Raw genomic sequence first — 26,590 nt, forward strand, 5'->3', positions numbered from 1 at the left:
GAACGTGTGCCCTGGCGGACCGCGATCAACCGACCTGCCCCCACCTGTTGTAAAGCGGTGCATCCTCCAATCTGGCGCGCGGTTTCGGCGAAGGTCCCCGGATAGCTTACCGATCGCCGCGAAATGCTGGCGACGATGCCTGCGATCCGCGTTTTCTCACGGCACGAGAACAGTGGTATCCGGCCCCTGCGTGCCTGGCGACCTGGCCACTACATTCACCGATCGCGTGCTTCATGATCCGACCCGCGGCCTTTCGCTGGAACCCTGAGACTGCCGCCAGCAACGGCTTTCGCCCGGGCCGTCGGGCGGCCATCGAGAGGAGCTCGCCGCCGCCGCCCGCCGCGAGTTCGACGCCATGGTCGAGGTCCTGGTCCGCGCCGGTCTCCGCCGTGGGTCTGGGACGAGCGCCTCGGCCCACCGCGGCCCGACGCCGTGTTCCCCCGAACAACTGGATCCTCTCCACCCACCCGGCGGGCTGCGCACCTCTATCCGATGGCCGCCGCCAGCCGCCGCGCCGAGGTCGACCCGGCGCTCGTCGACGAGCTCGCCCGCCGCCACCACGTCACCGAGATCGTCGACTGGACCCACCACGCCGACCAAGGCCACCAATTCGAGGGCGGCACCGGCAGCCCGTCCTCGACCCGCGCCGCCGGATCGCCTACGCCCGCGAGTCCTCGCGCACCGACCCCGATCTGCTGCGCGTCCCGGGCTACCACGCGCGAGGCTGGATGCCGGTCCTGTTGGCCGCCCACGACGCCGCCGGCCAGCCGATCTATCACACCAACGTCCTGCTTTGCGTCGGCCACGGCTTCTGCCGCGCCTGTGGCTCCGATCCCGTCGCCGCTCCCCGCTCGTGCCGACTCTGCGCGTGCAGCTCGAGGACGGCGGCGAGCTCATCGAGCTGACCCCATCTGCAGATCGAGCGTTTCGCCGGCAACATGTTGCAGCTCATCGACCACCGCGGCGCTCCCTGTCTGCGTGCTTCCCGACCGCCTCGCCGCCCCTTGCTCTGACCCAGGTGCAGCAGTCGAGCGCCACACCACCCTCCCGCCCGTCGCCATCCCCACGATCGAGGCCGTCGGAGGCGGCAGCGCCCGCTGCATGCTCGCCGAGCTGTTCCTTCGAGCCGCGCTGAGCCACACCGCGAACCCGCGGACGCTGCGAACCTTCCGGACTCGCGACCCCTGCGAACATGGACACGCTGACCGCCCTCTGACACCGTCATCCTCCCCCATGTCCAAGCTCAGCAAGGCCCCTATCAACCTCGTCGCCCTCCTGCACCTCGTCTTCCCCAGCTCGAGATGTTCCTGTGGCAGAGTGAGCCGGTCGCGGGCCGCTTCAGCACCACTCCCCGCCTTCGCGGCCCAGTCCGCGGTGCTGGCGATGAACCAGGGCCTCTACAACGGCTTCTCAGCGCCGGCCTGCCAGGTCGCTGATGCTCGGCGACGCCGCGCACGGCCGCGCCAGCGCCCGCTTCTTCTCGCCTGCGGGTCGTCGCCGGCGTGCTTGGCGGGTCACGGCTAAGCCTCGATCCGTCGTGCAGGGGCTCTGCTCCGCTCCTGCTCTCGCCCTCGCCACCACCTTTCGCCCCGCCCGCCTGCGCTAGTACCTCGACGTGGGCCCACGCGCCGGGTTTGCGTTGCCCCGCAGCGGCTGCACGCCGGCCCACGCCCGCCCGCCGAACTCCGCTAGCATTCCTCGCGGCACACCGCTTGCTCCGCCCCCCCGTGTTCGCGTCGATCGCCAACCCCGTTGCTCGCCCTGGCACCGCCGACCACCGTCGCGGCGCTGACCAGAGCACACGTGCCCCCGTCTATCGCGGCGGACGAACGATCGGCGAGCGCTGCCCTGACGAGCCTGGCCGCCCACATGACGACGCTCGACCTCGGCGACAGCTGGGCCCCTACTCTGACGACGCCGCGATCGCGGCCGGCGTGGCCCTGCCGAGCTACCGCGACACCTTCATCGCGCTTCGCCGACCAGCGCTTCGGCGACGACACCTCGCCGCGAGCGACCACGACCCCGAGCTCTCTACGGCATCACCCCGAGCCCGCGTCGTCCCCGCGGCCGATGGACGACACGACGCGCCATAGCCGCCACGACGCGATCGACGACGACCTGCTGCGTGCTGTCGCGTGCCGCCGCGACGCGAGGACCCGAGCGATGCGCAGGCGCGCCGCAAGACGCAGGCGCGCCGCCTGCCTACATCACCGCGGTGACGTTGCGCGGCCTCGCCGACCCCGCCGAGCTTCGCCGCGCAGAGCCCCGCCTTACGCGCGCCTGGTCTGACGACGCCGAGCGCGACGCGATCCGGGCTCGGGCGATCGCCGCGTTGAGGCCCACCCTCGTCTGGACGGCCTGTAGCGCGCCAGCGGCATCGTCGACGGCGCGACCTGCCAGGCGGTCTCGCCGCTCATCAACGTCGCCACTGGATCGTCGCCTACGGAGAGCCTGACGCCGACACTCGCGACGCCCTGATCGCCGGCGGCCGCGAGCTCGACTTCCGCCTCGCGCTCCGGGCTCGCGTCAGCGCGTCGCCGACGCGGCTGGCCTGATCGAGGACGGTCGGCCCGCAACGCCTGGGGTACCGTCCTCGGTCGTCAGCTCGACCCCGCCGACCTGCGCTACCAGGGCGACGATCCCCCCCGCCTGCAACGGCGCCCCTGACCCGATCCACCCGCCACCGAAGCCGCGGCGCGTGCTCCTCGGATGGCTGAATTCGCCACCACCCGCGACGGCCTGCGCAGCATCTCGCCGACGACGTCACACCGTCGCGTTCGTCGCCCTGCCGCCGCCGCCCGCCTACCCAGCTGCACGCTGCTCCGCCGGACGTCATCGATCGCCACGGCGCCGACGATCGCGCGACCTCACCTTCTACGCGCAGGCCGGCGACGGCGAGCTTGGCGTTGGTCCGCTGGCCGACCACCGTCGGCGGATGGAAGGCCGAGAAGCTCGCCAACGGCCGCGTCGTAAAGCACAAGCCACGGACACCAGCCTCGCGCGTGGCGTGACCTCGTCGTCGCGCCGGTGGTTCGCCCCCCGACGGCAATCGACGACGACCCGTCGGCCGCCGCGACGGCCACTGGGCGGTGAAGGAGGACCTGATTCGCCTTCCCGGCTATCACCCGCCTTACGGCTTCGTGATGCTGATCCACCACCAGCCCGTGATCCTCCCGCGACGGCACCCACATGCTCGACCACGGCATCCGCACCCACGGCTCGGTCAGCTACCGATCGATCCTCGTCGGCGACAGTCACGGCTGCCACCGCCTCTACAACCACCACGTCCTGCGCCCCGCCAACTTCCTCCTGCGCAACCACAGCTACGTCGTCCACGGCGCCGCCGAGGAGCACTACATCTGCCGCGTCCGCCGTCACGGTTGGCGTTGGACCATCCGCCGCGACGAACGCGGCTTCCGCTACGAGCGTCACCTGCCGGTCCCGATCGAGGTCGGCCGCGGGGGGCGTCCTCGACTAGTCCTCGAATGGCCCTCGAATGGCCCTGCGACTGGCGTAGGTTGTGAAACAACCCTGACGAGCCGCCGTGCCTCGCCACGCCGCCACCCCCCCGCGCCCACGATCCGGCGAATCACCCCGCCCCGGCCGCGAGCTGCGATGAATGGACCGATGGTCGAGCGTGGACGAGACACCGGCGTGATCCTCATCGTCGACGACCACGAGGACACGCGCGTGATGCTGCGCGACTTCCTCGTCGGGTTCGGCTTTCACGTCGACACCGCGGCCGACGGCGCCGAGGCCCTGGTCCTGCGTTGCAGGGCGCGCCCTTCGACCTCGTCCTCACCGACCTCAACATGCCCCGCCTCAGCGGCCCGAGCTGATCGCCGCGATCCGGAAGCGGAGCAGCTCACGCCCGACGTCCTCATGCTCCCGGCCGACGGCCAGGTCGCGCGCGCCGTCGAGGCCATGCGCCTCGGCGCCCTCAACCACCTCATCAAGCCGCCTGACCTCGAGGTCCTGCTCGCCGAGCTGCGCGCCGTCATGCAGGCCCGACGCGACCGCGCCGCCGAGACCCACGCCGGCGAGACGACCGCGGTGCTCGGCCACCACAGCAGGCCACCGCGCGAGGCCGCGAGCGAGGCCCAGCCCGCCCGCGTGGACGAGAGCCTGCCGACCACGATCGGCCGCTACGAGGTCCTCGGCAAGCTCGGGGCCGGCGGCATGGGCACGATCTGCAAGTGCTTCGACCCCCTCGCTGCGCTGCACCGTCGCCGTCAAGGTCGTCGCCAACGAGGCCGACCCCGCCGGCCGCGACGAGCTGCTGCGCCGCTTCGCCTGCGAGGCCCAGGCCGCCGGCATGCTCCACCACCCCCAACATCGTCACCGTCTTCGACCACTCCGCCGCCGCCGACGCCCCCGTCTACCTCGCCATGGAGTACCTCGCCGGGACCCCGCTCGGCACGATCACCGCCGCGGGCCGCATGCCCTGGCAGCGCAGCGTCGGCATCGCCTTCCAGCTCGCCGACGCCCTCGAGTTCGCCCACCGCAATCAGGTCATCCACCGCGACGTGAAGCCCGGCAACGTGCTCGTCCTCCCCGGCGACATCGCCAAGATCCTCGACTTCGGCATCGCCAAGCTCGCTAACCGGAGCTCACCGTCCCGGCACCTTCGTCGGCTCGCCCCGCTACCTCGCCCCCGAGAGCTTCCGCGGCGCCCGCATCGACTACCGCGCCGACCAGTTCTCGCTCGGCAGCGTCCTCTACGAGATGCTCGCCGGCCACCCCGCCTTCGACTTCGCCAACTTCTACGCCGGCGTCCACCACATCCTCTCGGACCAGCCCACCTCGCTCGAGGCGCTCGGCGTCGACGCCCCCCTGCTGCTCCACGACGTCGTCGCCCGCCTCCACCAGAAGGACCCCGACCGCCGCTACCACAACGAGATGCGCCTGCTCGAGGACCTCGGCGAGCTCGCCGAGCTCGCCGGCCTCAGCCGCGAGCTCGGCGTCCCCCGCGACACCCCCGACTACCTGCGCTGACCTCCTCAGCACGTTCCCGCGCCTCCGCGCTGGCACACGTCGGCGACGGATGGACTTCCGCGCGTCGCCGCCTACGATGACGCGTGGTCCGCCTGCGCCCCCCGCCTCGCCGCGTCGTCCCTCCTCGCTCTCCTCGGCCTCCTCTGGGTCGCCCCGACCAGCGCCGTCCAGGCCCGCCAACACCCGCAACTCCCACCCCAGGCACCCCAGGCACCCCAGGCACCCCAGGCGCCGCAGCTCGCCGGCCAGCGCACCCCGCACGACGCCTGGCTCGCCACCGCGGCGACCCCACGCCCCCCGAGGCCCCGTGATCGTCGCCGCCCACGACCCCGGCCGCGGCGTTCCCTCGCTGCTGTGGTCCCTGACCACCGCGACCCCGCCCACCTTCCCTCGAGCGAGGCCATCGCCCGCCTGCACCTCGAGCGTCACCGCGACGCCTGCGGCATCTCCCGCGCCGTCGTGGCCGGCGCCCGCCTACCTCTTCATCCACGACCTCGGCCGCGGCGGCATCGTCGTCGCCCTGCGTCCGCGCGTCGGCGAGGTCGAGCTCCTCCACGCCGACGTGAAGATCCGGCTCGACCGCCAGCGCCGACCCTCGCCATCTCCGGCACCCCGCACCCCGCCGCCCACGCCGACTCGGCGAGGCCATTCATCCTCGACGCCGCCACCGCGCTGCACACCCTGCTCCCCGGCCACGACATCGCCGGCGCCACGCCCCGCCTCGCCGACCTGCGCGGCTGGTCGCGCTTCACCCTCCCCGGCCAGGCCACGCCCGCCCGCAGCAAGCCGGTCTACTTCCCGGTCGGCGACGCCCTCGTCCCCGCCCACCTCATCGAGCTCCAGCTCGACACCCGCGGCCAGCTCGAGGTCCTGCAATACGTCGTCGCCGCCGACGACGGCCGCCAGCTCATGCGCCGCAGCGCCACCGCCAGCGACGCCTTCAAGTACCGCGTGTGGGCCGACGAGACCGGCGACCTCCGGCCCAGCGACGGCCCGCTCGCCGACTGGAACCCGCACCCCACCGGCAAGCCCGACCAGGGCCCCATCGACGCGACCGTCCCCGCCCTGATCACCGTCGAGGGCTTCAACACCAACCCCGACGGCCTCGCCGACCCCTGGCTCCCGCCCGGCGCCAAGGTGACCCACGGCAACAACGTCGACGCCTACGTCGATCACGACGCCCCCAACGGCCTCGACGACCTCGACTTCCGCGCCAGCGTCACCGCCCCCGGCGTGTTCGACCGCGTCTACGACCTCACCCTCCCGCCGCTCGACTCCAAGGCCCAGTCGATGGCCGCGATCACGCAACTCTTCTACGTCAACAATTGGCAGCACGACTTCTGGTACGACTCCGGCTTCAACGAGGCCACCGGCGTCGCCCAGGACAGCAACTTCGGCCGCGGCGGCGTCGAGGGCGACTCGCTCCGCGCCGAGGCCCAGGACGCCGCCCTCGCTGGCGCCCGCAACAACGCCAACATGTCGACCCCGATGGACGGCGCCCCGCCGACCATGCAGATGTACCTGTGGAGCGGCGTCACCAAGGTCGCCCTCCTCGAGCTCGAGCCGCTCGGCAAGGACTTCGAGGTGGCGATCGCCCAGTTCGGCCCGCCCGACTTCGACGTCAGCGCCGCGATGGTCCTGCTCGACGACGGCGGCGGCAAGAGCCCGAGCGACGGCTGCGAGGCCCCCACCAACAACCTCGTCGGCAAGATCGCCCTCATCGATCGCGGCAACTGCACCTTCGAGACCAAGGTGAACTTCGCCCAGGCCGCCGGCGCCGTCGGGGCCGTCATCGCCGATAACGTCGAGGCCGAGAATGTCCTGAACCCCGGCAACGACGCCGACACCGAGGACCCCACGATCCCCAGCTTCGGCACCGCCATGGCCTCCGGCGTCGCCCTCAAGGCCGCCCTCAAGAAGAACCCGCAGACCGCACATATGGTCGGCGAATCCAGCGTCGAGCGCGACGGCACCATCGACAATATGATCGTCGCCCATGAGTGGGGGCATTATCTCCACCATCGCCTCGTCGACTGCGGCAGCACCGCCTGCGGCGCCGAGAGCGAGGGCTGGGGCGACTTCAACGCCCTCTTCACCACCCTGCGCGACGGCGACGACCTCGACGCCACCTACGCCGCCAGCCTCTACGCCGCATTCGACCCCACCGGCTACTTCGGCATCCGCCGCCTCCCTTACACCGTCGACTTCGCCAGGAACCCGCTCACCTTCCGCCACATCGCCGACGGCGAGGAGCTGCCGATGGGCCCGCCGATCGAGCCCTCCGGCGCCTCCAACAGCGAGGTCCACAACGCCGGTGAGATCTGGGCCACGATGATGTGGGAGGTTTACATCGCCCTCCACAAGGCCCACGCCGAGCAGGGCGACCTCGACTTCGCCGGCGTCCGCCGCCGCATGGCCGACATCATCGTCCCCGGCATGATGCTCGCGCCCCCGAGCCCCACCTACCTCGAGCAGCGCGACGCCCTGCTGATGGCCGCCCGCGCGATCGACCCCGCCGACTTCAACACCGTCGCCCAGGCCTTCGCCCGCCGCGGCGCCGGCAGCTGCGCCGTCTCCCCGCCCAAGAATTCCGTCGACCTCGTCGGCGTCAAGGGAGGACTTCCAGGTCCGCGCCAATGGCGTCATCCTCGCGGCCAAGGTCGACGACAGCCTCGCCTCCTGCGACGACGACGGCATCATCGACGGCGGCGAGCTCGGCCGCGTCGAGCTGACGCTCTACAACGCCGGCGCCGAGCTCCTGCCCGCCGGCGCGATCGTCGAGGTCCACCAGCCCGACCCCGCGCTGGTGTTCCCCGACGGCCCCTCGCTGGTCGCCCCGGCGCTCGAGGCCCTGAGCTCCACCGTGCTCGAGCTGCCGATCAGCATCGCCGCGATCCAGGAGTATCGCCCCCTCACCCTCACCCTGCGCCTCGTCACCCCCGGCGGCTGCGTCGAGTTCCTCGACGTTCCGCTCGACACATTCATCCACGCTGACCTCAAACCCATGGCCTCCCGCGACGACGATCTCGAGGTCACGCCGAGCGTCTGGACCACCGACGGCGGCAACGCCGAGGCCGTGTGGCGCCGCAGCTCCGGCCCCGAGAGCGGCTTCTTCTGGCACGCCGACGACGTCGGCCGCCCCACCGACACCCGCCTCCTCTCCCCCACCATCCAGGTCTCCGCCGACGAGCCCCTGATCATCGCCTTCGACCACGCCTACAGCTTCGAGACCAGCATGGGCACCTACTGGGACGGCGGCGTCATCGAGGTTCGCCGCGGCGATTCCAAGGAGTGGGTCGATATCTCCACACTCGCCGCCGTCACCGACTACAAGGGCGTCATCGTCAGCGAGGCCAACCCGCTGAACGGCCGCTCCGCCTACGTCGGCGAGACCCCCGGCTTCCCCAAGCGCCAGCCCGAGTCGCTGAACCTCGGCATGAACCTCGCCGGCGAATCCATCGTGCTGCGCTTCCGCGTCGGCACCGACGCCGCCGCCGGCGCCCACGGCTGGGACATCGACAACATCCGCCTCACCGGCGTCGACAACACCCCGTTCCCCGTCTGGCAGGTCGACCAGGCCCTGTGCGCCGAGACCGGTGACAGCGCCGCGAGCACCACCACCGCCGCCACCACCGCCACCAGCGACGACAGCGACACCACCCCCCTCCCGACCGACAGCGGCGCGAACAACAGCGTCACCCTCGACGCCGATGACGGCGGCGTCGACAGCAGCAACGACAGCGCCAACGCCCTCGACGACGACGGCTGCGGCTGCCGCAACGACCCGCAGCCGCGCCCGCCCCTCGCCCTCGCCGCCCTCCTCCTGCTCACAATCCGCCGCCGCCGCGCCTGAGCGCCCACCTCATACGCGGCGCCGCAGCGCAGCGCGGCTCAGCTCGACCACTCGGTGCACACCTCGCACACCTCGCGCCACGCAGCCTGCAGCCCCGCCCCGCTCAGCTCGACCACTCGGTGCACACCTCGAAGTAGAGCGCCGCGTCGGGATACTCCGACTCCTCGAGCTTGATCCCGATCACCCCCTCGGCCAGCCCCCGCGTCGTGCTCAGCGACACCACGAGGCTCGGCCCCAGCCCCTCCGCGAAGGCCTGCGCCAGCTCCTTGGCCAGCGGCTCGCTCACCAGCTGCGCGTGGTACTGACCCTCCTTGCCGTCGAGATCGGTCATCGCCACCGCCGCCTTGGTGACCAGCATGATGCCGACCGACGAGCTCCCGCTCACCGCGTCGCCCTGCGACCAGGCCACGCACTGACCGCCCTCGATCGTCCGACACAGCGCGTTCGACTCCTGCTCCGTCGCGAGCTGCCCGTCCTTCATCCCCACGTCCCAGGTCGCGTCATCCCCAGCAGCATCCCGATCTCCAGCGTGCTGTCCTGCGCCGGCTCGGTCAGCGGCTCGTACACCACCAGCTCGAGCCGCGCCGCGAGCAGATCGGCCGCGTCGACGCCGGCGTCCTGCACGAACGCCGCGACCTTCTCGCCGTTGAAGCGCAGCAGCGCCGCGTTCTTGCCCTTCTCCGTGTCGTTGACCAGGCGAAAGAAGCCGGTCGCCCCGAAGTTGAGCGCCCCGCAGTCCGGCGCCGTCCCGGCGCCCCAGCCCGCACACGGCGAGCCCATCGAGCTCGGCACCACCCCGCGTCCTCGAACGCCTCCGCGTCCAGCTTGACCGCCAGGGCGCTCCGATTTCGTACACTGCATCGCTAGCTGCCCCGTGCTGCCACCGCCGTCCGTCGCGCCGGTCCCCGTCGCCTCGCCGCCCGCCGTGGTCGTGGTCCCGGCCGCGGTCGTCGACTCACCCTGCGAAGCCGTCGCTCCACCGCTGTCCTCACCCCCGCTCGTGCTCGGCAGCGTCACCGAGGTGCCGCTCGCTCCGCCGCTCACACCCGTCGAGCCCGCGCTCGCCTCGGCGCCGCTGTCCTCCCACGCCGGGTTGTCCTTCACCAGGCAGCCACCGAACACCAGACAACCAAGCATGAGCCGTCGCATGATCGCGCCTCCAGGACCCCCAGCATGCCAGATCTCGCGACCGAGCGCGGCGCCACACGATCGATCGTCACGAGCCCGCGTGGGTGCGCCCGCCTCCGCGCGCAGCCCCCGTGATAGCGTGGCGAGGTGGCCCGTGTCTCCCGCATCTCCTTCTCCCTCCTCTCGTACCTCGCCTTCTGCACCGCCGTGTGGAGCGCCTGCGGCGACGACGGCCGCCCCGGTGAGGCCGGCACCGGCAGCGCCACCGACACCAGCCCGCTGACCACCACCGTCACCCCCACCACCGGCGACAGCACCCCCACCGGCAGCGCCACCGGCACCGCCACCGAGGGCAGCATCAGCGACACCGCCACCGGCACCAGCAACGGGCCGACCAGCGCCACCGACAGCGCCACCGCCACTGACAGCGCCACCGACAGTGCCACCACCGCGACGACCGCCACCACCGGCGAGCCCGCAGGCCCCTGCAACGAGGACCCGCCGCCCGGCTTCATGGCCCCCTTCGACGCCGCCTGCAAGACCGAGCCCCAGCTCGGCATGTTCGACCCCGTGGTCGAGTGGCACAAGGACATGTTCATGAACAGCCCCGGCGCCAACGCCAGCGCCTCGGCCCCGCTCGTCGTGCAGGTCAATGACGACAACATGGACGGCAAGGTCGACAGCGAGGATATGCCCGACATCCTGAATGTCATGTATAACCCCAACAATCAAGCCGTCCTGCGCGCCATCTCCGGCGACGGCAGCAGCGAGGTGCTGAGCATCGTGATCCCCGGCGGCACCCGCGAGGAGGGCCTCGCCGCCGCCGACATCGACAACGATGGATTCATCGAGATCCTGAGCAGCAGCAACAACGGCCAGCAGATCCTCTGCTACGAGCACGACGGCACCCTCAAGTGGACCAGCCCGATGCTCACCGCCGCCAACGCCGGGACCTACGAGACCTACCCCGCGATCCTCGACATGAACGGCGACGGCAAGCCGGAGATCGTCGCTGGCCGCGTCATCCTCAACAGCGCCGGCAGCCAGGTCGGCGTCGGCATGTTCGGCATCGGCGCCCCCACCGGCAACGCCAACGGCAGCGCCGCCGTCTCCTTCGCCGCCGACCTCGACGGCGACGGCAAGGGCGAGGTCGTCGTCGGCAACGCCCTCTACCGCATGGACGGCACCGCCATCTGGTCCAACGCCTCCAACGACGGCTACCCCGGCGTCGCCGACTTCGACCTCGACGGCATCCCCGAGATCGTCGTCGTCTCCAACGCCGAAGTCCACGTCCACGACAGCTCCGACGGCGCCTTGATCTGGAAGACCGCGACCCCCGGCGGCCTCGGCGGCCCGCCGACCATCGCCGACTACGACGGCGACGGCTTCCCGGAGGTCGGCGTCGCCGGCCTGAGCAAATACAGCGTATTCGACACCGACGGGACCGTGCTGTGGAGCCACACCACCCAGGACGCCTCCTCCGGCATCACTGGCAGCTCCGTCTATGACTTCGAGGGCGACGGCATCGCCGACGTCGTCTACGCCGACGAGATCAACCTCTACGTCTTCTCCGGCATCGACGGCGCCACCAAGCTGCAATTCGCCGACCACAACAGCGGCACCCGCCTCGAATACCCGATCGTCGCCGACGTCGACCGCGACGGCCAGGTCGAGATCGTCGTCATCCACGAGCCCTACAACGGCCCGATCACCGGCATCACCGTCATCGGCGACAAGAACAACTCCTGGCGCCCCGGCCGGAAGATCTGGAACCAGCACGCCTATTCGATCACCAACATTAATGACGACGGCACCGTCCCCAAGATGGCCGCCCCCAATTGGGACTCTTACAACAACTTCCGCTCCGGCGACCTCTCGCCCGCCGACGGCCTCGCCGCCCCCGACCTCGTCATGGTCACCCCGGAGTCCTGCATCAGCCTGTGCAGCGCCCCGGATGAATTGGAGCTGTGGGTCCAGCTCGGCAACCTCGGCGCCGCCCCCCTCACCGCCGGCGCCACCGTCGAGATCTACGGCACCACCATGGGCGTCGAGACCCTGCAGGACTCCGTCGATTTCCCCGGCGTCCTCCAGCCCGGCGAATACGCCCCCGCCACGAGCATCAAGGTCAACACAAAGGACCTCGAGCAGCTCCGCCTCCTCGCCGTCGCCAAGGAGGCCGAATGCAAGCCCGACCCGGCGAACGAGATCATCATCGTCCCCCCCTTCTGCATGGCCCCGGGCTGAACGCGCGGTCGGCCGAGGCCCGACCCCCCGACCGTTCTTGCTGCCTCCCCAACCATGCACCCCGGTGTCGCGCTGGACTCTCCTTGTCGTTCGTTTGGTGGAGACCGCCTCACTGAATGGCTCGTAGATGTCGCGGCCGGCGGATCAGCCTCGTCGATTCGCCTTGCCCAATCGCGCCGCCTCTGCGCTCAATCGGTCGCCCAGCCGCGCCGCCGCGAAATCCAAGAACGATCGCACTTTGGCCGAGATCACCCGCGACGCGGGGATCACCAACTGCACGGGGATCGCCCGCGGCGCGAACTCGTCGAGCACCAGCGCCAGCGTACCGGCCGCGAGCGCGTCGACAATCATGTAAGAGAGCGCGATCGTGATCCCCTGCCCGCGCTCGGCCGCGCGTAGGCCCACCCAGGCGTCGTTGACCTCGAGCCGGGGACTCAGCGCGAGCTCGTGGGTCTTCCCGCCCTCGCCGTAGCGCCACTTTTGGCCCTGCATCAGGCCCGTGAACGCGATGACGTCGTGCTTGGCCAGGTCGTCGGGTCGGCGCGGCGTGCCCCGCTGGGCCAGGTATTCGGGGCTCGCTACCAACACTCGCCTCACCGTCCCGACCTTGCGCGCGAGCAAGGACGAGTCGGGCAATTCACCGATCCGCAGGGCCACGTCGATGCCCTCGTCGACCAGGTTGGTCACGCGGTCGAGCAGCAGCAGCGAGCCGCTGACCTTCGGGTGCTCGCGCAGATAGTCGAGCAGGACCTCGGCCACGTGGGTGCGACCGAAGGTGACCGAGGCCGTGACGCTGAGCTGGCCCATCGGGGTCTCGCGCTCGCCCGCCGCGTCGCCGAGCGCCGAGTCGAGCGCGCTGAGGATCGCCCGAACCTCGACCAAGAAGCGCTCCCCGGGCGGCGTCAGCTTGACCCTTCGAGTCGTGCGGGTGAAGAGCGTGACGCCGACATGCGCCTCGAGGCTGGCGATCGCCCGCGTGACCGAGGGCGGCGAGACGTCGAGGCGCCGGGCCGCGCCGACCAAGCTGCCTTGATCCGCGACCATCACGAAGGTCTCCAGCCAGCGCAGGTCCATGCCAAGACGAGCGAACCACGCCGCTTCAGGCCCGTCAAGCGACTATTTCAGGATCTGAAATTGTCCATTGTCGCGGCTGGCGATTCTCTCGATCGGTCCCGGGCGCCATGGTGTCGACATGTCCCGCATCCCGACCCCCTCCACCATCGAAGCCGCCCCCGAACTCACCCACGCGTCGCTGCGCGCGGTCGAGAAGCAGCTCGGCTCGGTCCCCAACATGTTCCGCCTGATCGCCAACAGCCCGGCCGCGCTCAACGGCTACCTCGGGCTCAACGGCGCGCTCGGCCACGGCACGCTCGACGCCAAGACCCGCGAGCGGATCGCCGTCGCCGTCGCCCAGTACAACCAGTGCAGCTACTGCCTCTCGGCCCACTCCTACCTGGGCAAGAACCTGGCCAAGCTCGACGACGCCGAGCTGGCGGCCAACCGCGACGGTGGCTCGCGCGACCCCAAGGCCGACGCCGCGCTGCGCTTCGCGACCAAGCTCGTGCATCAGCGCGGTCGGGTCGGCGAAGGCGAGGTCCAAGCGCTGATCCAGGCCGGCTACGACCATGGCCAGGTCGTCGAGATCATCGCCCACGTCGCGCTCAACACCCTGACCAACTACGTCAACGAGGCGCTCGCGACCGAGATCGACTTCCCCTTGGTCGACGCCAACGCTCGCTGAGGCTCGAACCATGGCTCGGCCTCCCCTTCCCCCCTTCTCCCTCGCTAGCGCCGAACACAAGGTTCGGCTCGCGGAAGACGCCTGGAACAGCCGCGAGCCCGAGCGGATCGCCCAGGCCTACTCGCCCGAGAGCCAGTGGCGCAATCGATCCGAGTTCTTGATCGGCCGCCCGGCGATCATCGAATTCCTGACCCGCAAGTGGGCGCGTGAGCTCGACTATCGGCTGATCAAACAACTGTGGGCGTTCAGCGACGACCGGATCGCCGTGCGCTTCGCCTATGAATGGCATGATTCGAGCGGGCAATGGTTCCGCGCCTACGGCAACGAAAACTGGGAGTTCGATCCGGAGGGGCTCATGCGGCGGCGAATCGCCAGCATCAATGACCTGGCGATCACCGAGCACGAGCGCCGCTTTCATTGGCCCCTCGGTCGGCGCCCCGACGAACACCCCAGCCTCTCCGATCTCGACCTCTGATCCCGCACCAAACCAGCCATGACCATCAAAATCTGCGTACACCCGCTCTCCGGCCACTCCCACCGCGTCCGGCTTTTCGCCAGCTTGTTCGGGCTCGAGCTCGAGCTCGTCGAGGTCGATCTGGCTCGTGGCGCCCACAAACAGCCGGAGTTCCTGCAGCTCAACCCCTTTGGCCAGGTCCCCGTGCTCAGCCACGCTGGCGCCGTGATCGCCGACTCCAACGCGATCCTGATCTACCTGGCCAAGACCTTCGGACCCAGCGATTGGCTGCCCGAGGATCCAGTCGGCGCCGCCACGGTCCAGCGCTGGCTCTCGGTCGCCGCCGGTCCGATCGCCTATGGACCAGCGATGGCTCGGCTGATCACCGTCTTTGGCGCGCAGTACGACCCGGCCCAGATCGTCCCGCGGGCCCACGCGATCCTGCGCCTGCTCGACCGCGAGCTGCATGACCACGAGTTCCTGGTCGGCGATCGCCCGACCCTCGCCGACGTCGCCTGCTACAGCTACGTCGCGCACGCGCCCGAAGGCAACGTCTCGCTCGCCGAGTACGAGGACGTGCGAGCATGGCTGGCCCGGATCGAGGCCCTGCCGGGCTTTGTGCCGATGCAGTCGACCCACGTGGGACTCGTCGCATGACCCACCCCGATCATCCCGAGCATCCCGAGCATCCGAGCCCCTGGCACGCCGGTGAGCGAGCGATGCAGCAGCGGCTCGGCGTGGACGAACGGATGGCCGAGCTCGGACCGCGAGTCATCCGCGACTTCATGCCCGATCAGCACCGGGAATTCTTCGAGCAGCTGCACTTCGCCGTCGTCGGCAGCGTCGACGACCAGGGCGACGCTTGGGCGACGCTGCTGACGGGCGCGCCCGGGTTCATGCGCTCGCCGGATCCTCGCACCCTGACGATCGCCGCCCGTGCTGCGCACGGCGACCCGGCGAGCGAGGGGCTCGCGGACCAGCGCTCGATCGGGCTGCTCGCTATCGAAGCGCCCACGCGCCGACGCAATCGCATGAACGGCACGATCTCGGGCTCGAGCGAGCGAGGCTTCGAGGTCGGGGTCGTGCAGAGCTTCGGCAACTGCCCCAAGTACATCCATCCGCGCGAGTTCGTCGCCACCACGCATTCGCGGCCGGCGACCTTCGAAACCATCACGGGACTCGACGCTCGAGCTCGGGTTCAGATCGCAGCGGCCGACACCTTCTTCGTCGCGAGCTACGTCGACGCCCAAGTCGATGTGTCGCACCGCGGCGGCCCGATCGGGTTCGTGCAAGTCGAGCCCAACGGCTCGCTGACCATCCCCGACTACGCCGGCAACCGCTTCTTCAACACCCTGGGCAACATACTCGTGCAACCCAAGGTCGGCCTGCTCTTCGTCGACTTCGACACCGGCGAGCGCCTCCAGCTCAGCGGCGACGCCGAGCTGATCGAGGCCGGGGATGCCCGACTCGCCAGCCTTCGCGGCGCCGAGCGGGCGTGGAGCTTCCAACCGCGTCGTTGCGTTCGACGCGACGTTCACAGCTCGTGACCCAGATGGACGCGGGTCTGCGGATGGCGCTCGACGAACTCGCGCAGCCGCCCGGGCGCAACATGGTTCGGCAGACTCGCTCGAGCTGCTTGCGGACCTCGGCCGTCGACGGTGGTCGCGGCGTGGAGGTGCATGCCGAAGGCGGACTCGGTTCTGCATGGCACCGGGCTGATCGGAGGACGTACCCAGGGTGGCACCGGGCGCGATCGCACAGAGGACCGCCCGGAACCGACGCCCGCGGTGGAGCCCGCGCCGACGACCCAATGCTGGCATCTCATGTCGCCGGCCGTCCCTTCGCGGCCGGCCGCGACCGCGCGCCGACCCTGGGCGTCTCGAATCGATGGACCTTGAGCGCGCGCCCCGGTACAATCCGGCGTTCGGGGTGCCACTGGAGCACGGCGAACCGCTGCGACTCGGTACCGCTGGGCAGAGCTCGTTGCGCGGGGACGAAATATCGGTGGTGGGGACGGGGAGGAAATGACAATGCCGAGAAGCCTTAATGTGGTGACGATAACCGCCTGGTGCGTCCTGTCGGCGTGTGGGGACAGCTCGGGAGGCTCGGCGGGCAGCGCCGGCTCGACTGGCCGCGGGCCGGACACGACCGACGCGACCGACGCGCCCACGACGACCGCGACCCCGACCACGGCGGCCGCGACCGAGGGCGGATCGGGCAGCGACTCCGTGTCACAGTCGACCACGGCCGGCGACTCGAGCAGCGACTCGCAGGCGACGGGCTCCGCGAGCGCGACGACGACGGGCGTCAGCGCGACCACCGGCGAAGCGAGCTCCGGCGACACCACGCAGGGCGCTTCGGTCAGCGATGGCAGCACCGGGTCGGGCACCACGGGCGCGAGCACCGACACCAGCTCGGGGACGGACACCGGCGAGCCGCCGTGCGAGCCCGGCGGCGTCGGGGAGCAATTCAGCTTCCTCTGGATCGCCAACACGGACCAGGGCAGCGTGTCCAAGATCAACACCAACACGATGGTCGAGATGGCCCGGTACTACACCGACCCGGTGCAGAGCGGGGCGGCCTCGCCCTCGCGGACCAGCGTGAGCCTGGATGGGCGGTTCGTGGTGGTCTCCAACCGGGACACCGGGAGCATCACGAAGATCGCGGCGAACGAGGTCGACTGCGTCGACAAGAACAACGACGACGTGATCCAGACCTCGAAGGACAAGGCGCAGCTGCTCCCGTTCGACCAGGATGAGTGCATCCTGTGGACGACGAAGCTGACGATCAACAACCACCAGTGGGGGCCGCGGGCGACGACCTTCGGGATCCCGGACTGGAACATCGACACGTGCGCGTACGAGAATGAGAAGGTCTGGGTCGGCTATATGGTCGGGCCCGCGTCGGCGCAGATGGCCCGGCTCAACAGCTACACCGGCGCGATCGAGGAGAAGGTCGACATCATCGATTTCCCGCTCTACGGCAGCTACTCGCCCTACGGCGCGGCGGTGGACCCGGATGGCAACATCTGGACCAGCGCCGTGGCCAACAAGGCGGCGATCAGGATCGACGTGAAGACGCTGCAGGTGAAGCGCTGGGACTCGCCCGACGCGGACGCACACTACGGGATCACGATCGGCGCCGACGGACGGGTGTGGTTCGCCAACTACGGCGGGTTCGGCGGGCACGGCGGAGTGTCGTTCTTCGACCCGAAGACCGAGCTATGGAAGGTGATCCCCGGCACCCAGGGCAACCTGTGGCGCAGCGTCGCCGCCGACGACAAGGGCAGGATCTGGGTGTCGAACAACGGCGGCCCCTTCGGCTGCGGGCTGCTGGAGATCGACGGCGAGGACGAGACGATCACGAACTTCCACACCTTCACGCAGTGCGGCACGCCGGTCGGGGTGGGGCTCGACGGCAAGGGCAAGGTCTGGATGATCGACTACAACGGCTGGACCTGGCAGATGGACCCGATGACCTTCGAGAAGAAGCTGCTGCCGGTCGCCAACGTACACTACACATACTCGGACTTCACCGGCAGCGGCCTCTCGGGGATCGTCCCGCAATGAGCGAGCGAGCAGAGCCGCGGCCCAAGACGACCACACGGCTTGGACCCGGATGAACCCGCGCATGTGGACCTGGAGGTTCGAATGATGTTGGACCGAAGATACCAGTTCGTCTGTTCGTGGGCGGCGCTCATCATCGCGGCGTGCAACGGAGACAGCGGCGACAGCGGCGACAGCGGCGGCACGACGATCTCGACGAGCGTCACGTCGTCAGCGACCGCGCCCACCAGCTCGACCACCGACGCGAGTGCATCGAGCGGCGAAGTGACGACCGCTGGCACCTCGACGAGCACGGGCACGTCGAGCAGCCCGACGAGCACGACCACCGGCGACGGCGAGACGACCACGAACGAGTCCGAGACCTCCATGCCGCCGATCTGCGGCGACGGGGCCGTCGACGCGGGCGAGGAGTGCGACGCGGGGCCGGCGAACAGCGACAGCGGCGCGTGCACGCTGGCCTGCAAGAACGCGGCCTGCGGCGACGGCCTGCTCGGGCCGGGTGAGGGCTGCGACGACGGCAACGACAATGACGGCGACGCCTGCTCGAACGCGTGCGCGCTGGCCAGCTGCGGCGACGCGGTCGTCCAGGAGGGTGAGCTCTGCGACGACGGCAACAAGGATGACACCGACGCGTGCCTCTCGAGCTGCGCGCTCGCGAGCTGCGGCGACGGGAAGGTCCAGGCGGGGGTCGAGCTCTGCGATGACGGCGACGCCGACGATACGAATGCATGCACTTCGCTGTGCATGGCGCCCGCCTGCGACGACGCGATCAAGAGCGGCGACGAGAGCGACGTCGACTGCGGCGGCGCCTGCGACCCTTGCGGCGTGGACGCGGCCTGCGTGGTCCTGGCGGACTGCGCGAGCGGCTTTTGCAACGCCGGGAAATGCACGATCTCCGCCAATTGCGCGGCGATCAAGGCCGCCGCGCCAGAGGCCGCGTCGGGGGTCTATACGATCGATCCCGACGGCGACGCGGGCGAACCGCCGTTCGACGCCTATTGTGACATGACGACCGACGGCGGCGGCTGGACGCTGGTGTTGAACCTCGACACATCGGACGGCCACGTGATGTGGTGGGGCAACCCGAAGTGGACCGACGGCACGAGCCACGGCGTCGCCGCGACCGCTCGCACCGCCGATCACGTGAGCGTCGGGTGGAAGAACTACGCGGGCGCCAAGGAGATCCTGCTGATGATCCACAACGAGGGCACGACGATCGGCTGGCGCTCGTTCACCAAGATCACCCAGGAGCCGATGCTCACCCACGTCAACGCCGGCGATAACGTCCTGATCGGCTCGGACAAGGGCAATAGCATCGGCGGGGTCTGGCCGGGCGAGCGGCTGGTACGGATCTCGACGGCGCTGTACGCCAACCGATGCGTCACGACGGGAGGCTCGTGCACGAGCGGCTCGACTGGCTCGCCCGACGGCGATCGGATCGGGTCGATGCAGGCCTCGCCCTCGGACAACGTCGGCGGCGGCCTCGGTAACTGGCATGACATGAACTACTGCTGCAACGGCAACTACGGCAGCGGCAAGGTGTGTACCGGCGGGGCGTTCCGGACCGCGTCGGAGGCCCAGTCCGGCTGGGCGCCGTGCTACGGCGGCAACGGGCACTTCGGCACCGACACCTTCGCGCCCGCGGCCAACACCTGCACGAACGCCAACTGCGCCGTGGCGAGCTGGTCGCAGACCAACGGGCTCACCTACGACTATTCGCTGATGCTGCGCTGACCGCCGCCGCCGTGTCACACGACCGCTGGCTCGCCCGAAAGCCCCCAACCCGCCGACGAAAAGGTTGGTTTCCGGTTGCCTCGGCCGGCGAGTTTATCGACACTGAGGGCCCATGGCCGCAAGGACCGCTCGGCGAATGTTCGCCGCCTCACGCTTGATCCTGCTGATCGCGGCCCCGGGCTGTGTCGTGAACATCGGACCCTTGCCACCGAGCGAGACGCCCCCCGTCACGGGGCCGCGGACGTGGACGATCACCCGCGCTGGCGATCAGTGCTTCACCCGCCTCGCGGACTGCAAGCGGTGGGGGGTGCCGCATTGCCCCGCGGTGAAGGCCGCGTACCCGTGCCCGCGAGACAGCGACGGATCTGCGATCAGCCTGTCGCTCAGCGCCGCGGTCCAGGGTCCGCTCGGCGGTGACTCGTGTTCGTTGTTTCGCCACGAGCGCGACATGCCCGGATACGTCAAGCGGGGCCCCGCGAGGGGGCCGCAGAGCTCGAAGGGGCCCAGGCCCAACAAGCATCCACCAGCGCGCACGCCCCCGCTCGCTGTCCCGTGCCCGAAGGCCTGACTCCCGAGCGGCCGCGCGGCCGCAGCTTTTCCCGCTACCATCGGCCCATGAAAACTTGCCTGGTCTCCCCCCTCGCGGCGCCAGTCGTCGCGCTCTGCTTGCTCGTCCCCGCCTGCGGCAGCCCCGGCGAGGGCACGGGCGGCCAAACCGAGACCGGCAGCGCGAGCAACAGCTCGACCACCGGCGCCAGCGGTGACGCGACCACGAGCACCCCGACCACCGGCGCGAGCGGCTCGATCACCGACGGCATGACCACGGCCCCGACCAGCGCCGGACCGACGACGGAGCCGAGCACGACCCAGGACCCGAGCGTCAGCGGCACCGGCGAGACCGGCCAGACCGACACCGCCGCGACCAGCGGCCCGGGCACGGACAGCAGCACCACAGCCGGCAGCACCGGCGCGATCGATGACACGACCGGCGGCAGCAGCAGCGGCGGCGACTCGAGCACCGGCGAGCCCTGCGTCCCGATCGCGGAGGTGTGCAACGACCTCGACGACGACTGCAACGGCATCGTCGACGACCTCGACATCGCCGGCGACGGCATCTGCGACTGCCTCGACATCGCCCTGTTCGGCAACAAGGGCTCGAACCCGGCGGCCGAGTTCGAGACCTGGCTCGAGGCGCAGGGCACCCAGGTCGACCGCATCCAGCTCGACAACACCCCGCTGACGCCGGCGCTCGTCGACAAGTACGACATCATCATCCTCGACCGCCTGGTCCGCAGCTACGCTGCCGGCGAGGCGACCGTGATGCAGGACTGGGTCCTCGCGGGCGGCGGCCTGATGTCGATGACCGGCTACACCGGCCAACCGCCGGACGTCACCTACCCCAATTCCCTCATCACGCCAATGGGCCTCACCTACAACAACAGCAAGGGCATCATCAGCGGGCCGGTGACCCAGTGGGTGCCGCATCCGGTGTCGATGGGCATCACCTCGGTGACCTTCCTCGGCGGCTTCTATATCGACCTGGTCGACGACGGCATCGGCCAGAACACGATCGTGGCGACGCTGCCCGCCGGCCCCGTGGCGGTGGCGCAGGTGCGCAAGGACGGCAAGCTGTTCATCTGGGGCGACGAGTGGATCGAGTTCGACTCCGAATGGAAGAACATCCCGCAGATCAAGGAGCTGTGGGCCAATATCCTCGGCTATCTGTCGCCGGCGAATTTCTGCAGCATTCCCCAGTAGGCCCGAATCGCGGATCGGCCCGAGAAGAGGCGCGCAGACGCTCCGCCGGGCGCCCTCTCGCGGGCCCGGAATCGGGTACCCTGGCACGATGCTCCGTCCTGCGCTCATCCTCGCCGGTCTCCTCGCCCTCACCGCCGCCTGCAATTCAGCGGCGAAGCAGGCCTGCGTCGCCAAGGTCGCAACAATGCGAGCCCTGTTCGCCCAGGGCCCCGGCGAGATGCTCGTCATCAACACCCCGGCTGGCATGCAGCTCCCGGTGTCTGCGCGCGGCGCCGCGGTCGACGACGGGCTCCCGCTCTTCGTCCACGCGGACGGCACATTCAACTTCAACAACGAAGCATTCGCCACGGTCGCCGCCGTGAACGTGCCCTTGACGGATGAGTTCGACAAGGCGAATCAGCTCGGCGAGTCCATGGGGAAGCCCTGGCAGCCGCGCCTGTTGCTCGTGGCCGACCAGCGGGCCCCCGCGTCGGCCATCGTCGAGCTCGCCGCCCTGGTGCCGCCCGCGACGCGCCTCCTGCTGATCGCCAACCTCGAGGGCGACACCCCGCCGGCCCCGCCGCCCATGCCGCCCGCGGTCGAGGCGGCGCTCAAGGTCCCGGCCGATCAGCGAGCGTACGCCCTCGCCGAATTGCTCAAGCCCGCGATCGGCAGCTGCGCGGCGATCCGCGAGACCTTCGACGCTGTCGCGGCCACGAGCTCCGACCAGCGCAGCAAGGTCCTCTTCGACGGCCTGCCCGCCGCGCTCGAGAAGTGCGGCTGCGACGGCGTCGACGTCGACACCCTGTTCTCCGTGGTGTGGTCGATGAGCGGCAAGACCGAGCCGACCCGGCGTCAGCTCGTGCTCCCGCTCGCGCAGGACCCCGCGGCCGAGACCATCGAGCTACCCACCAACGCGACCGCTGCCGAGCTCGTCCGCCTCGCCGAGACGCGCGACGGGAAGCCCTTCCGCCTCGCGCCCAGGCCGTAGCCGTCCGCCATCGGCGTGACGCGCCGGCTCAGAACGCCCCGCGCAGCCCGGCGCCGACGAAGCCCGGCCCGAGCAGCGGCTGCACCGCCTGCTTCCCGGCCTTCTTGCGCTTGAGCCCGATCACCAGCAGCGGCACCCCGGCGCCAAGCATCAACACCCCGAGCACCGCCCCCGAGACCGCCAGCCCGTTCGCCGCCTGCCCGCGCGTCAGCAGGTCGTCGCAGGTCGTCGACATCTCACCCTTCACGCAGGTCGAGTTGTAGTCGCTAGTCAGCTTGATCCCCGAGACTCCGCCGAACACCGAGGCCCCGATCGCCAGCCCCCCGAGCCCGGTCAAGATGGCCCCCGTGATCACCAGCGGCTTCCACGGCTTGCCCGTGGCCTCCGGCATCGGCATCGGCGCGGGGCCGCCGGGCTCGGGCCCCTCCACCGGCTTCGGCGTGACGACCGGCGTCCGCGCGGCCCGCTCCTCCGCCTCCTGCAGCCGCGACTTGAGCTCCATCCGCGCCGCCGACACCTTGGGATTGAGCGGCGTCTCCGTGCCATACGCCCGCGTGTAGCCCACGCAGTACGCGTCGATCGCCGCCGACGCCTCGCGCAGATCCTTCAGGTTGCCGCCGTCCTGGATCCCACGCAAAAACGCATCGACGATGTACTCGTAGATGCCCGCCCGCTGGTCGCGATTGACCGTCGTCTCCGGCAGCAGATCGGCCGCCGTGATCCACCGCCGCGCCGCGCCCAGCAGGTCGCCGCTGTCGAGCAGCGCCTGACCCTCCGTGAAGCCCACCTCGAACTGGGCCATCAGCGCCGGATCGGGCGCCGGCGCCGTCTTCTCGGCCTTCCCGCGCGCCGGGGCGGCCTGCACAGGCGCGGCGATCAGGGCAAAGGCGGTGACGAGCGCGGGGCCGACGGCGTGCATGGTCTTTCGTGACTGTCCGGCAGGATACCCCCGCGGGCCGACAGAGGGCCAGCCCCTTCGCCGCCTCGGCGTCGATCGCCACGCCACCGGCAGGCCCGCCCGCGATACCCTGCACCGTCATGCTCGACCCGCTCCCAGCGCTCGGACGACACCCCGCGCCCAGCGATCGCGAGCACCACCTCCCACCGCGAGCCCCGTGCGCCCTGACGTGACACCGCAGCCCGGGCGCGAGGTCCTGCTGGTCGGTCCCGGCAGCTTCGAGGCCGTGCGCCACTACTACCCGCAAGTCCTCGGCGCCCGCGTGCACCCGCTGGTCGAGCGCTTCCTCGCCATGGACCACGGACAGGTCGCGGCGCACCACGCCAGGCGCCACCCCGAGGCGAACCCTGGCGCCGTGGCTCGCGTGCTGGCGACCGTGCCGCGCCACTTCCACTGGGCCGGCGCCGACCTGTTCAACGTCGCCACCGAGGACGGGCGCCGCCACCTCGTCGTGCTCGAGACAAACTCCAGCCCCTCCGGTCAGAAGTCGATGCCCCGCGGCGCGAGCGAGCAGCCGAGCTGCGGTTACCGCCGCCTGATCGAGGGCTCCTTCCTGCCGTGCGCCGCGGCGAGCCCGATCGACGGCGAGCTCGCGGTCGTCTACGACAAGAACGCGATGGAGTGCTCCGGCTACGCCGCCGCGCTGGCCGACGCGACCGGCGAGCGCGTGCTGCTCGTGCCCGTCGCCGAGGCCGACCGCGACCCGCCGCTGCGAGTCCACGCCGGGGGCGTGCTGCACGTGCGCGGACCGGCGGGCTGGCGACCCGTGCGCGCGGCGCTTCGCTATCTCACGCAACAACCGTGGACCCGGCTCCCGCCGGTCACCGCGACCGTCATCTACAACCCGGTGCTCGCGTGCCTGGCCGGGGGCCGCAACAAGGCCCTCGCCGCCCGCGCCTACGCCGACCTCAACGCCGAGGTCGCAACCACCGGACTGCGCATCGAGACCCCGGAGACCCTCCCCCTGGTGCCGCTCGCCGAGGTGCGGGCAATGGTGGCAGGGCTCGGCGGCGCCGCCGTGATCAAGACCCCCTATTCGAACGCGGGCCAGGGCATCTTCACCGTCGTCGGGCCCGGCGAACTCGATGCATTCATGCGCCTCGCCGAGCCCGGCGCCCGCTTCGTCGTGCAGGCCCTGGTCGGCCACGCCGCGTGGGACTCGCGCGCCGCCCCGCGGCTCCACCACGTCGGCACCGTGCCCTGCGCCCGCGGCGAGGTCCACGTCGCCGACCTCCGCTTCGTCGTCAGCGCCGGCCCGCAGGGCTTCTCGCCCGCGGCGCTGTACGCCCGACGCGCCCGTCGACCCCTGCGCGCCAGCCTCGACGGCGTCGCCTCGCGCCAGGTGCTGCTGACCAACCTCTCCGTGCGTGCCCCCGACGGCTCGTGGCGGCAGGAGACCGAGCGCCTGCTGCCCGTCGACCACGCCCACTTCGACGCGCTCGGCCTCGGCCTCGACGAGCTCGTCGACGCCTATCTCCAGACCGTGCTCGCCGTGCTCGCCATCGACCGCATGGCGGCCCGCCTGCTCCGCGCCGACGGCAGCTTCGACCACGCAGGCTTCGCCGCGCTCAACCCCGATCCACGCCTCGCCGCCGCCCTGCAGGCCTAAAAGGACCCCTGGCCATGCTGACACGCCTCTCGGTCCCGACGCTGGTCCAGACCTCGGCGCTGTTCACCGCGGCGCTCGAGGACCGCGCCCACGTCCGCGACGCCCAGGAGCTCGGGCTCTTGCCGCCGGCAATCCTCGACCCCGCCGCGAGCGGCGGCATCCCCATCGCCCCCGACAACCGCCATACATTTTATTATGGTTGCGTCGACTTCATGCCATATACACATGCCGGGCAGACCGCGTTCGCAATGCTCGAGCTCAACGGCACCGGGATGGGCGGTCTGACCAACCTGCCCGAGCCCGTCCAGGCCGCGATCCTCGGCGAGCTCGGCCACGCCGCCTGGGCCCTGCCCGGCGCCGACCCGGCCCCGTGGGTCCTCTGTCCGCTCAGCCGACCCACGAATCGCGGCCTGATCCACGAGCGCGTCCTGGCCGGCCAGGCGCTCGCCGAGGGCCTCGCGCGGCGCTTCGGCGCCGCCCGCCTGGCCCTGTGCGCGCGCCTGGACGACGCCGATCCCGGCGCCCCGGCGGTGATCCTGGGCTTCCCCGACGAGCTGCGCGACCAGCTCGCTACGCGCGACGGGCGACTGACCCTCGCGGGCCGCCCGATCCACGGCGTGATGCGCGACCAGTTCTGCCAACATATCCGCGACGACCTGGGCGACGCCCTGCAGCCGGACAGCTTCCACGCCATCAATGAGATCTATCGGGTCAGCGCCAGCAAGGTCGCAACCTACGAACATTACAACGCCTTCCTGGCCGCGCAGCCCCGCGATCTGCCCGCCGGACCGATCGAATTTACCAGCGCCTGGAGCCGCGACGAGCTGGTCGCCCGCGTGCGCGACGCCCGGGCGCAGGGGCGAGGGACGGTGATCAAGCCGCACGCCAGCGGCGCGGCCAAGGGGATCGAGTTCTTCTTCCCGAACAGCGACGAATCCGCCGTCCTGCCGAAGCTCGACGCGTCCATCGCCGAGGCCCGCGAGCGGACCGCACGCGCCCAGGGCCCCGACGTCCCGCGCCAGGTGTTCCCCTACGCGATCTGCACATTCATCGACGGCCTCACGGTCCGCGACAGTACCCACAAATTCGCCGGCCATCGCCACGAGCTGCGCATCGTGGTGTATCGCCACCGCGACCGGATCCGTAGCTTCCCCGCGCTCTGCAAGGTCTCGGGCCAGCGCCTCGACCGCGAGCGCCCCGACCGACGGGCGCTGCTCAACACCGCGAGCGTCTCCGCGGGCGCCACGGGCCAGCGCAACGACCACCTGCTGCCGCTGTGCAACGCCGGCACGCTCGCGGCCCTGGGCATCGAGCCGACGACCCTGGCGCAGCTCTGCGACCTCGCCGCGCGCTTCACGGCGCACGTGATCACGGCCCATCAACCCCCGAGCGGCTGCTCGAAGCAGTAGAAGCGGGCCACGTTCTCGCAGCCCAGGCTCATGCCGCTCGACCGCGAGTCAACAGCCCGGATATCGCAAAAACTGAGCAATTTCGCGCAAACCATGTCCCCCAGCAGCGGCCTCATCCGCACCGGATCGCTCCAGCAGACGAGGCTTTACGCATGTGCACAAGTCGCAGTC

Annotated in this window: 20 protein-coding genes and 3 pseudogenes; 19 read left to right on the plus strand and 4 right to left on the minus strand. The window is 70.6% G+C overall.

What is annotated here, in order from left to right; translation table 11 throughout:
* Positions 1-270: 270 nt before the first annotated feature.
* The 7 genes and pseudogenes from IPJ59_RS38285 to IPJ59_RS30480 form a co-directional block, all read left to right on the plus strand.
* Positions 271-609: pseudogene (locus IPJ59_RS38285) on the plus strand (arginine deiminase-related protein); the annotation flags it as partial.
* Positions 609-905 (plus strand): arginine deiminase-related protein, encoded by a 297-nt coding sequence (locus IPJ59_RS38290; protein WP_366524723.1) that lies wholly within the window; start codon positions 609-611, stop codon positions 903-905. The pseudogene IPJ59_RS38285 and the gene IPJ59_RS38290, both read left to right, overlap by 1 nt.
* Positions 906-978: 73 nt before the next feature.
* Positions 979-1,524, plus strand: a complete 546-nt coding sequence (locus tag IPJ59_RS38295) for an arginine deiminase-related protein (protein WP_366524722.1) — start codon at positions 979-981, stop codon at positions 1,522-1,524.
* A gap of 2,672 nt (positions 1,525-4,196) precedes the next feature.
* Positions 4,197-4,550: pseudogene (locus IPJ59_RS38300) on the plus strand (protein kinase domain-containing protein); the annotation flags it as partial.
* A gap of 73 nt (positions 4,551-4,623) precedes the next feature.
* A pseudogene (locus tag IPJ59_RS30470) lies at positions 4,624-4,995 on the plus strand (protein kinase domain-containing protein); the annotation flags it as partial.
* 354 nt (positions 4,996-5,349) lie between these two features.
* A complete protein-coding gene (locus IPJ59_RS30475; protein ID WP_293274501.1) occupies positions 5,350-7,989 on the plus strand; it encodes a M36 family metallopeptidase in 2,640 nt (879 codons plus the stop codon).
* 442 nt (positions 7,990-8,431) lie between these two features.
* Complete coding sequence (locus IPJ59_RS30480; protein ID WP_293274569.1) at positions 8,432-8,848, plus strand: MYXO-CTERM sorting domain-containing protein; 417 nt, start codon at positions 8,432-8,434, stop codon at positions 8,846-8,848.
* A 103-nt stretch (positions 8,849-8,951) separates the two neighbouring features.
* Here IPJ59_RS30480 and IPJ59_RS30485 read toward each other — a convergent pair whose 3' ends face one another.
* The gene (locus tag IPJ59_RS30485; RefSeq protein WP_293274503.1) at positions 8,952-9,329 is read right to left on the minus strand and encodes a hypothetical protein; all 378 of its coding nucleotides are present in this window, start codon (positions 9,327-9,329) and stop codon (positions 8,952-8,954) included.
* Positions 9,326-9,997: a hypothetical protein gene (locus IPJ59_RS30490; protein WP_293274505.1), complete on the minus strand. Its 672-nt coding sequence runs from the start codon at positions 9,995-9,997 to the stop codon at positions 9,326-9,328. Before IPJ59_RS30490 ends, IPJ59_RS30485 begins: the two co-directional genes overlap by 4 nt.
* A 126-nt stretch (positions 9,998-10,123) precedes the next feature.
* Between IPJ59_RS30490 and IPJ59_RS30495 the strand changes: the two genes are divergently transcribed.
* Positions 10,124-12,220: an FG-GAP-like repeat-containing protein gene (locus IPJ59_RS30495; RefSeq protein ID WP_293274507.1), complete on the plus strand. Its 2,097-nt coding sequence runs from the start codon at positions 10,124-10,126 to the stop codon at positions 12,218-12,220.
* Between the two features lie 144 nt (positions 12,221-12,364).
* Here IPJ59_RS30495 and IPJ59_RS30500 read toward each other — a convergent pair whose 3' ends face one another.
* On the minus strand, positions 12,365-13,294 hold the full coding sequence (locus tag IPJ59_RS30500) for a LysR family transcriptional regulator (RefSeq protein WP_293274509.1): 930 nt from the start codon (positions 13,292-13,294) through the stop codon (positions 12,365-12,367).
* Positions 13,295-13,412: 118 nt separating this feature from the next.
* On the opposite strand from IPJ59_RS30500, the gene IPJ59_RS30505 reads away from it, so the two are divergent.
* The 9 genes from IPJ59_RS30505 (at position 13,413) to IPJ59_RS30545 (ending at position 22,443) form a co-directional block, all read left to right on the plus strand.
* Positions 13,413-13,961, plus strand: a complete 549-nt coding sequence (locus tag IPJ59_RS30505) for a carboxymuconolactone decarboxylase family protein (RefSeq protein ID WP_293274511.1) — start codon at positions 13,413-13,415, stop codon at positions 13,959-13,961.
* A gap of 10 nt (positions 13,962-13,971) precedes the next feature.
* A complete protein-coding gene (locus IPJ59_RS30510) occupies positions 13,972-14,436 on the plus strand; it encodes a nuclear transport factor 2 family protein (RefSeq protein ID WP_293274513.1) in 465 nt (154 codons plus the stop codon).
* A gap of 18 nt (positions 14,437-14,454) precedes the next feature.
* Positions 14,455-15,072, plus strand: a complete 618-nt coding sequence (locus IPJ59_RS30515) for a glutathione S-transferase family protein (RefSeq protein WP_293274515.1) — start codon at positions 14,455-14,457, stop codon at positions 15,070-15,072.
* The gene (locus tag IPJ59_RS30520) at positions 15,069-15,962 is read left to right on the plus strand and encodes a pyridoxamine 5'-phosphate oxidase family protein (RefSeq protein WP_293274517.1); all 894 of its coding nucleotides are present in this window, start codon (positions 15,069-15,071) and stop codon (positions 15,960-15,962) included. Before IPJ59_RS30515 ends, IPJ59_RS30520 begins: the two co-directional genes overlap by 4 nt.
* Before the next feature lie 504 nt (positions 15,963-16,466).
* Positions 16,467-17,984, plus strand: coding sequence for a Vgb family protein (locus IPJ59_RS30525; protein WP_293274519.1), 1,518 nt, complete (start codon positions 16,467-16,469; stop codon positions 17,982-17,984).
* Between the two features lie 84 nt (positions 17,985-18,068).
* The gene (locus tag IPJ59_RS30530) at positions 18,069-19,715 is read left to right on the plus strand and encodes a fibrinogen-like YCDxxxxGGGW domain-containing protein (RefSeq protein WP_293274521.1); all 1,647 of its coding nucleotides are present in this window, start codon (positions 18,069-18,071) and stop codon (positions 19,713-19,715) included.
* Between the two features lie 112 nt (positions 19,716-19,827).
* Entirely contained in the window at positions 19,828-20,283 is a 456-nt protein-coding gene (locus tag IPJ59_RS30535) for a hypothetical protein (protein WP_293274523.1), read from the plus strand.
* Positions 20,284-20,330: 47 nt separating this feature from the next.
* A complete protein-coding gene (locus tag IPJ59_RS30540; RefSeq protein WP_293274525.1) occupies positions 20,331-21,473 on the plus strand; it encodes a hypothetical protein in 1,143 nt (380 codons plus the stop codon).
* Between the two features lie 88 nt (positions 21,474-21,561).
* Positions 21,562-22,443: a hypothetical protein gene (locus IPJ59_RS30545; RefSeq protein ID WP_293274527.1), complete on the plus strand. Its 882-nt coding sequence runs from the start codon at positions 21,562-21,564 to the stop codon at positions 22,441-22,443.
* Between the two features lie 28 nt (positions 22,444-22,471).
* Here the strand turns inward: IPJ59_RS30545 and IPJ59_RS30550 are convergent, their stop codons facing one another.
* Entirely contained in the window at positions 22,472-23,362 is an 891-nt protein-coding gene (locus IPJ59_RS30550; RefSeq protein WP_293274529.1) for a hypothetical protein, read from the minus strand.
* Positions 23,363-23,570: 208 nt separating this feature from the next.
* Between IPJ59_RS30550 and IPJ59_RS30555 the strand changes: the two genes are divergently transcribed.
* Together IPJ59_RS30555 and IPJ59_RS30560 are read left to right on the plus strand one after the other, a co-directional pair.
* A complete protein-coding gene (locus IPJ59_RS30555; protein WP_293274531.1) occupies positions 23,571-25,010 on the plus strand; it encodes a hypothetical protein in 1,440 nt (479 codons plus the stop codon).
* Positions 25,011-25,024: 14 nt separating this feature from the next.
* Positions 25,025-26,419, plus strand: a complete 1,395-nt coding sequence (locus tag IPJ59_RS30560; protein WP_293274533.1) for a hypothetical protein — start codon at positions 25,025-25,027, stop codon at positions 26,417-26,419.
* Positions 26,420-26,590: the final 171 nt, after the last annotated feature.

The organism is Nannocystis sp., assembly GCF_016714285.1.
Lineage (GTDB): Bacteria > Myxococcota_A > Polyangia > Nannocystales > Nannocystaceae > Nannocystis.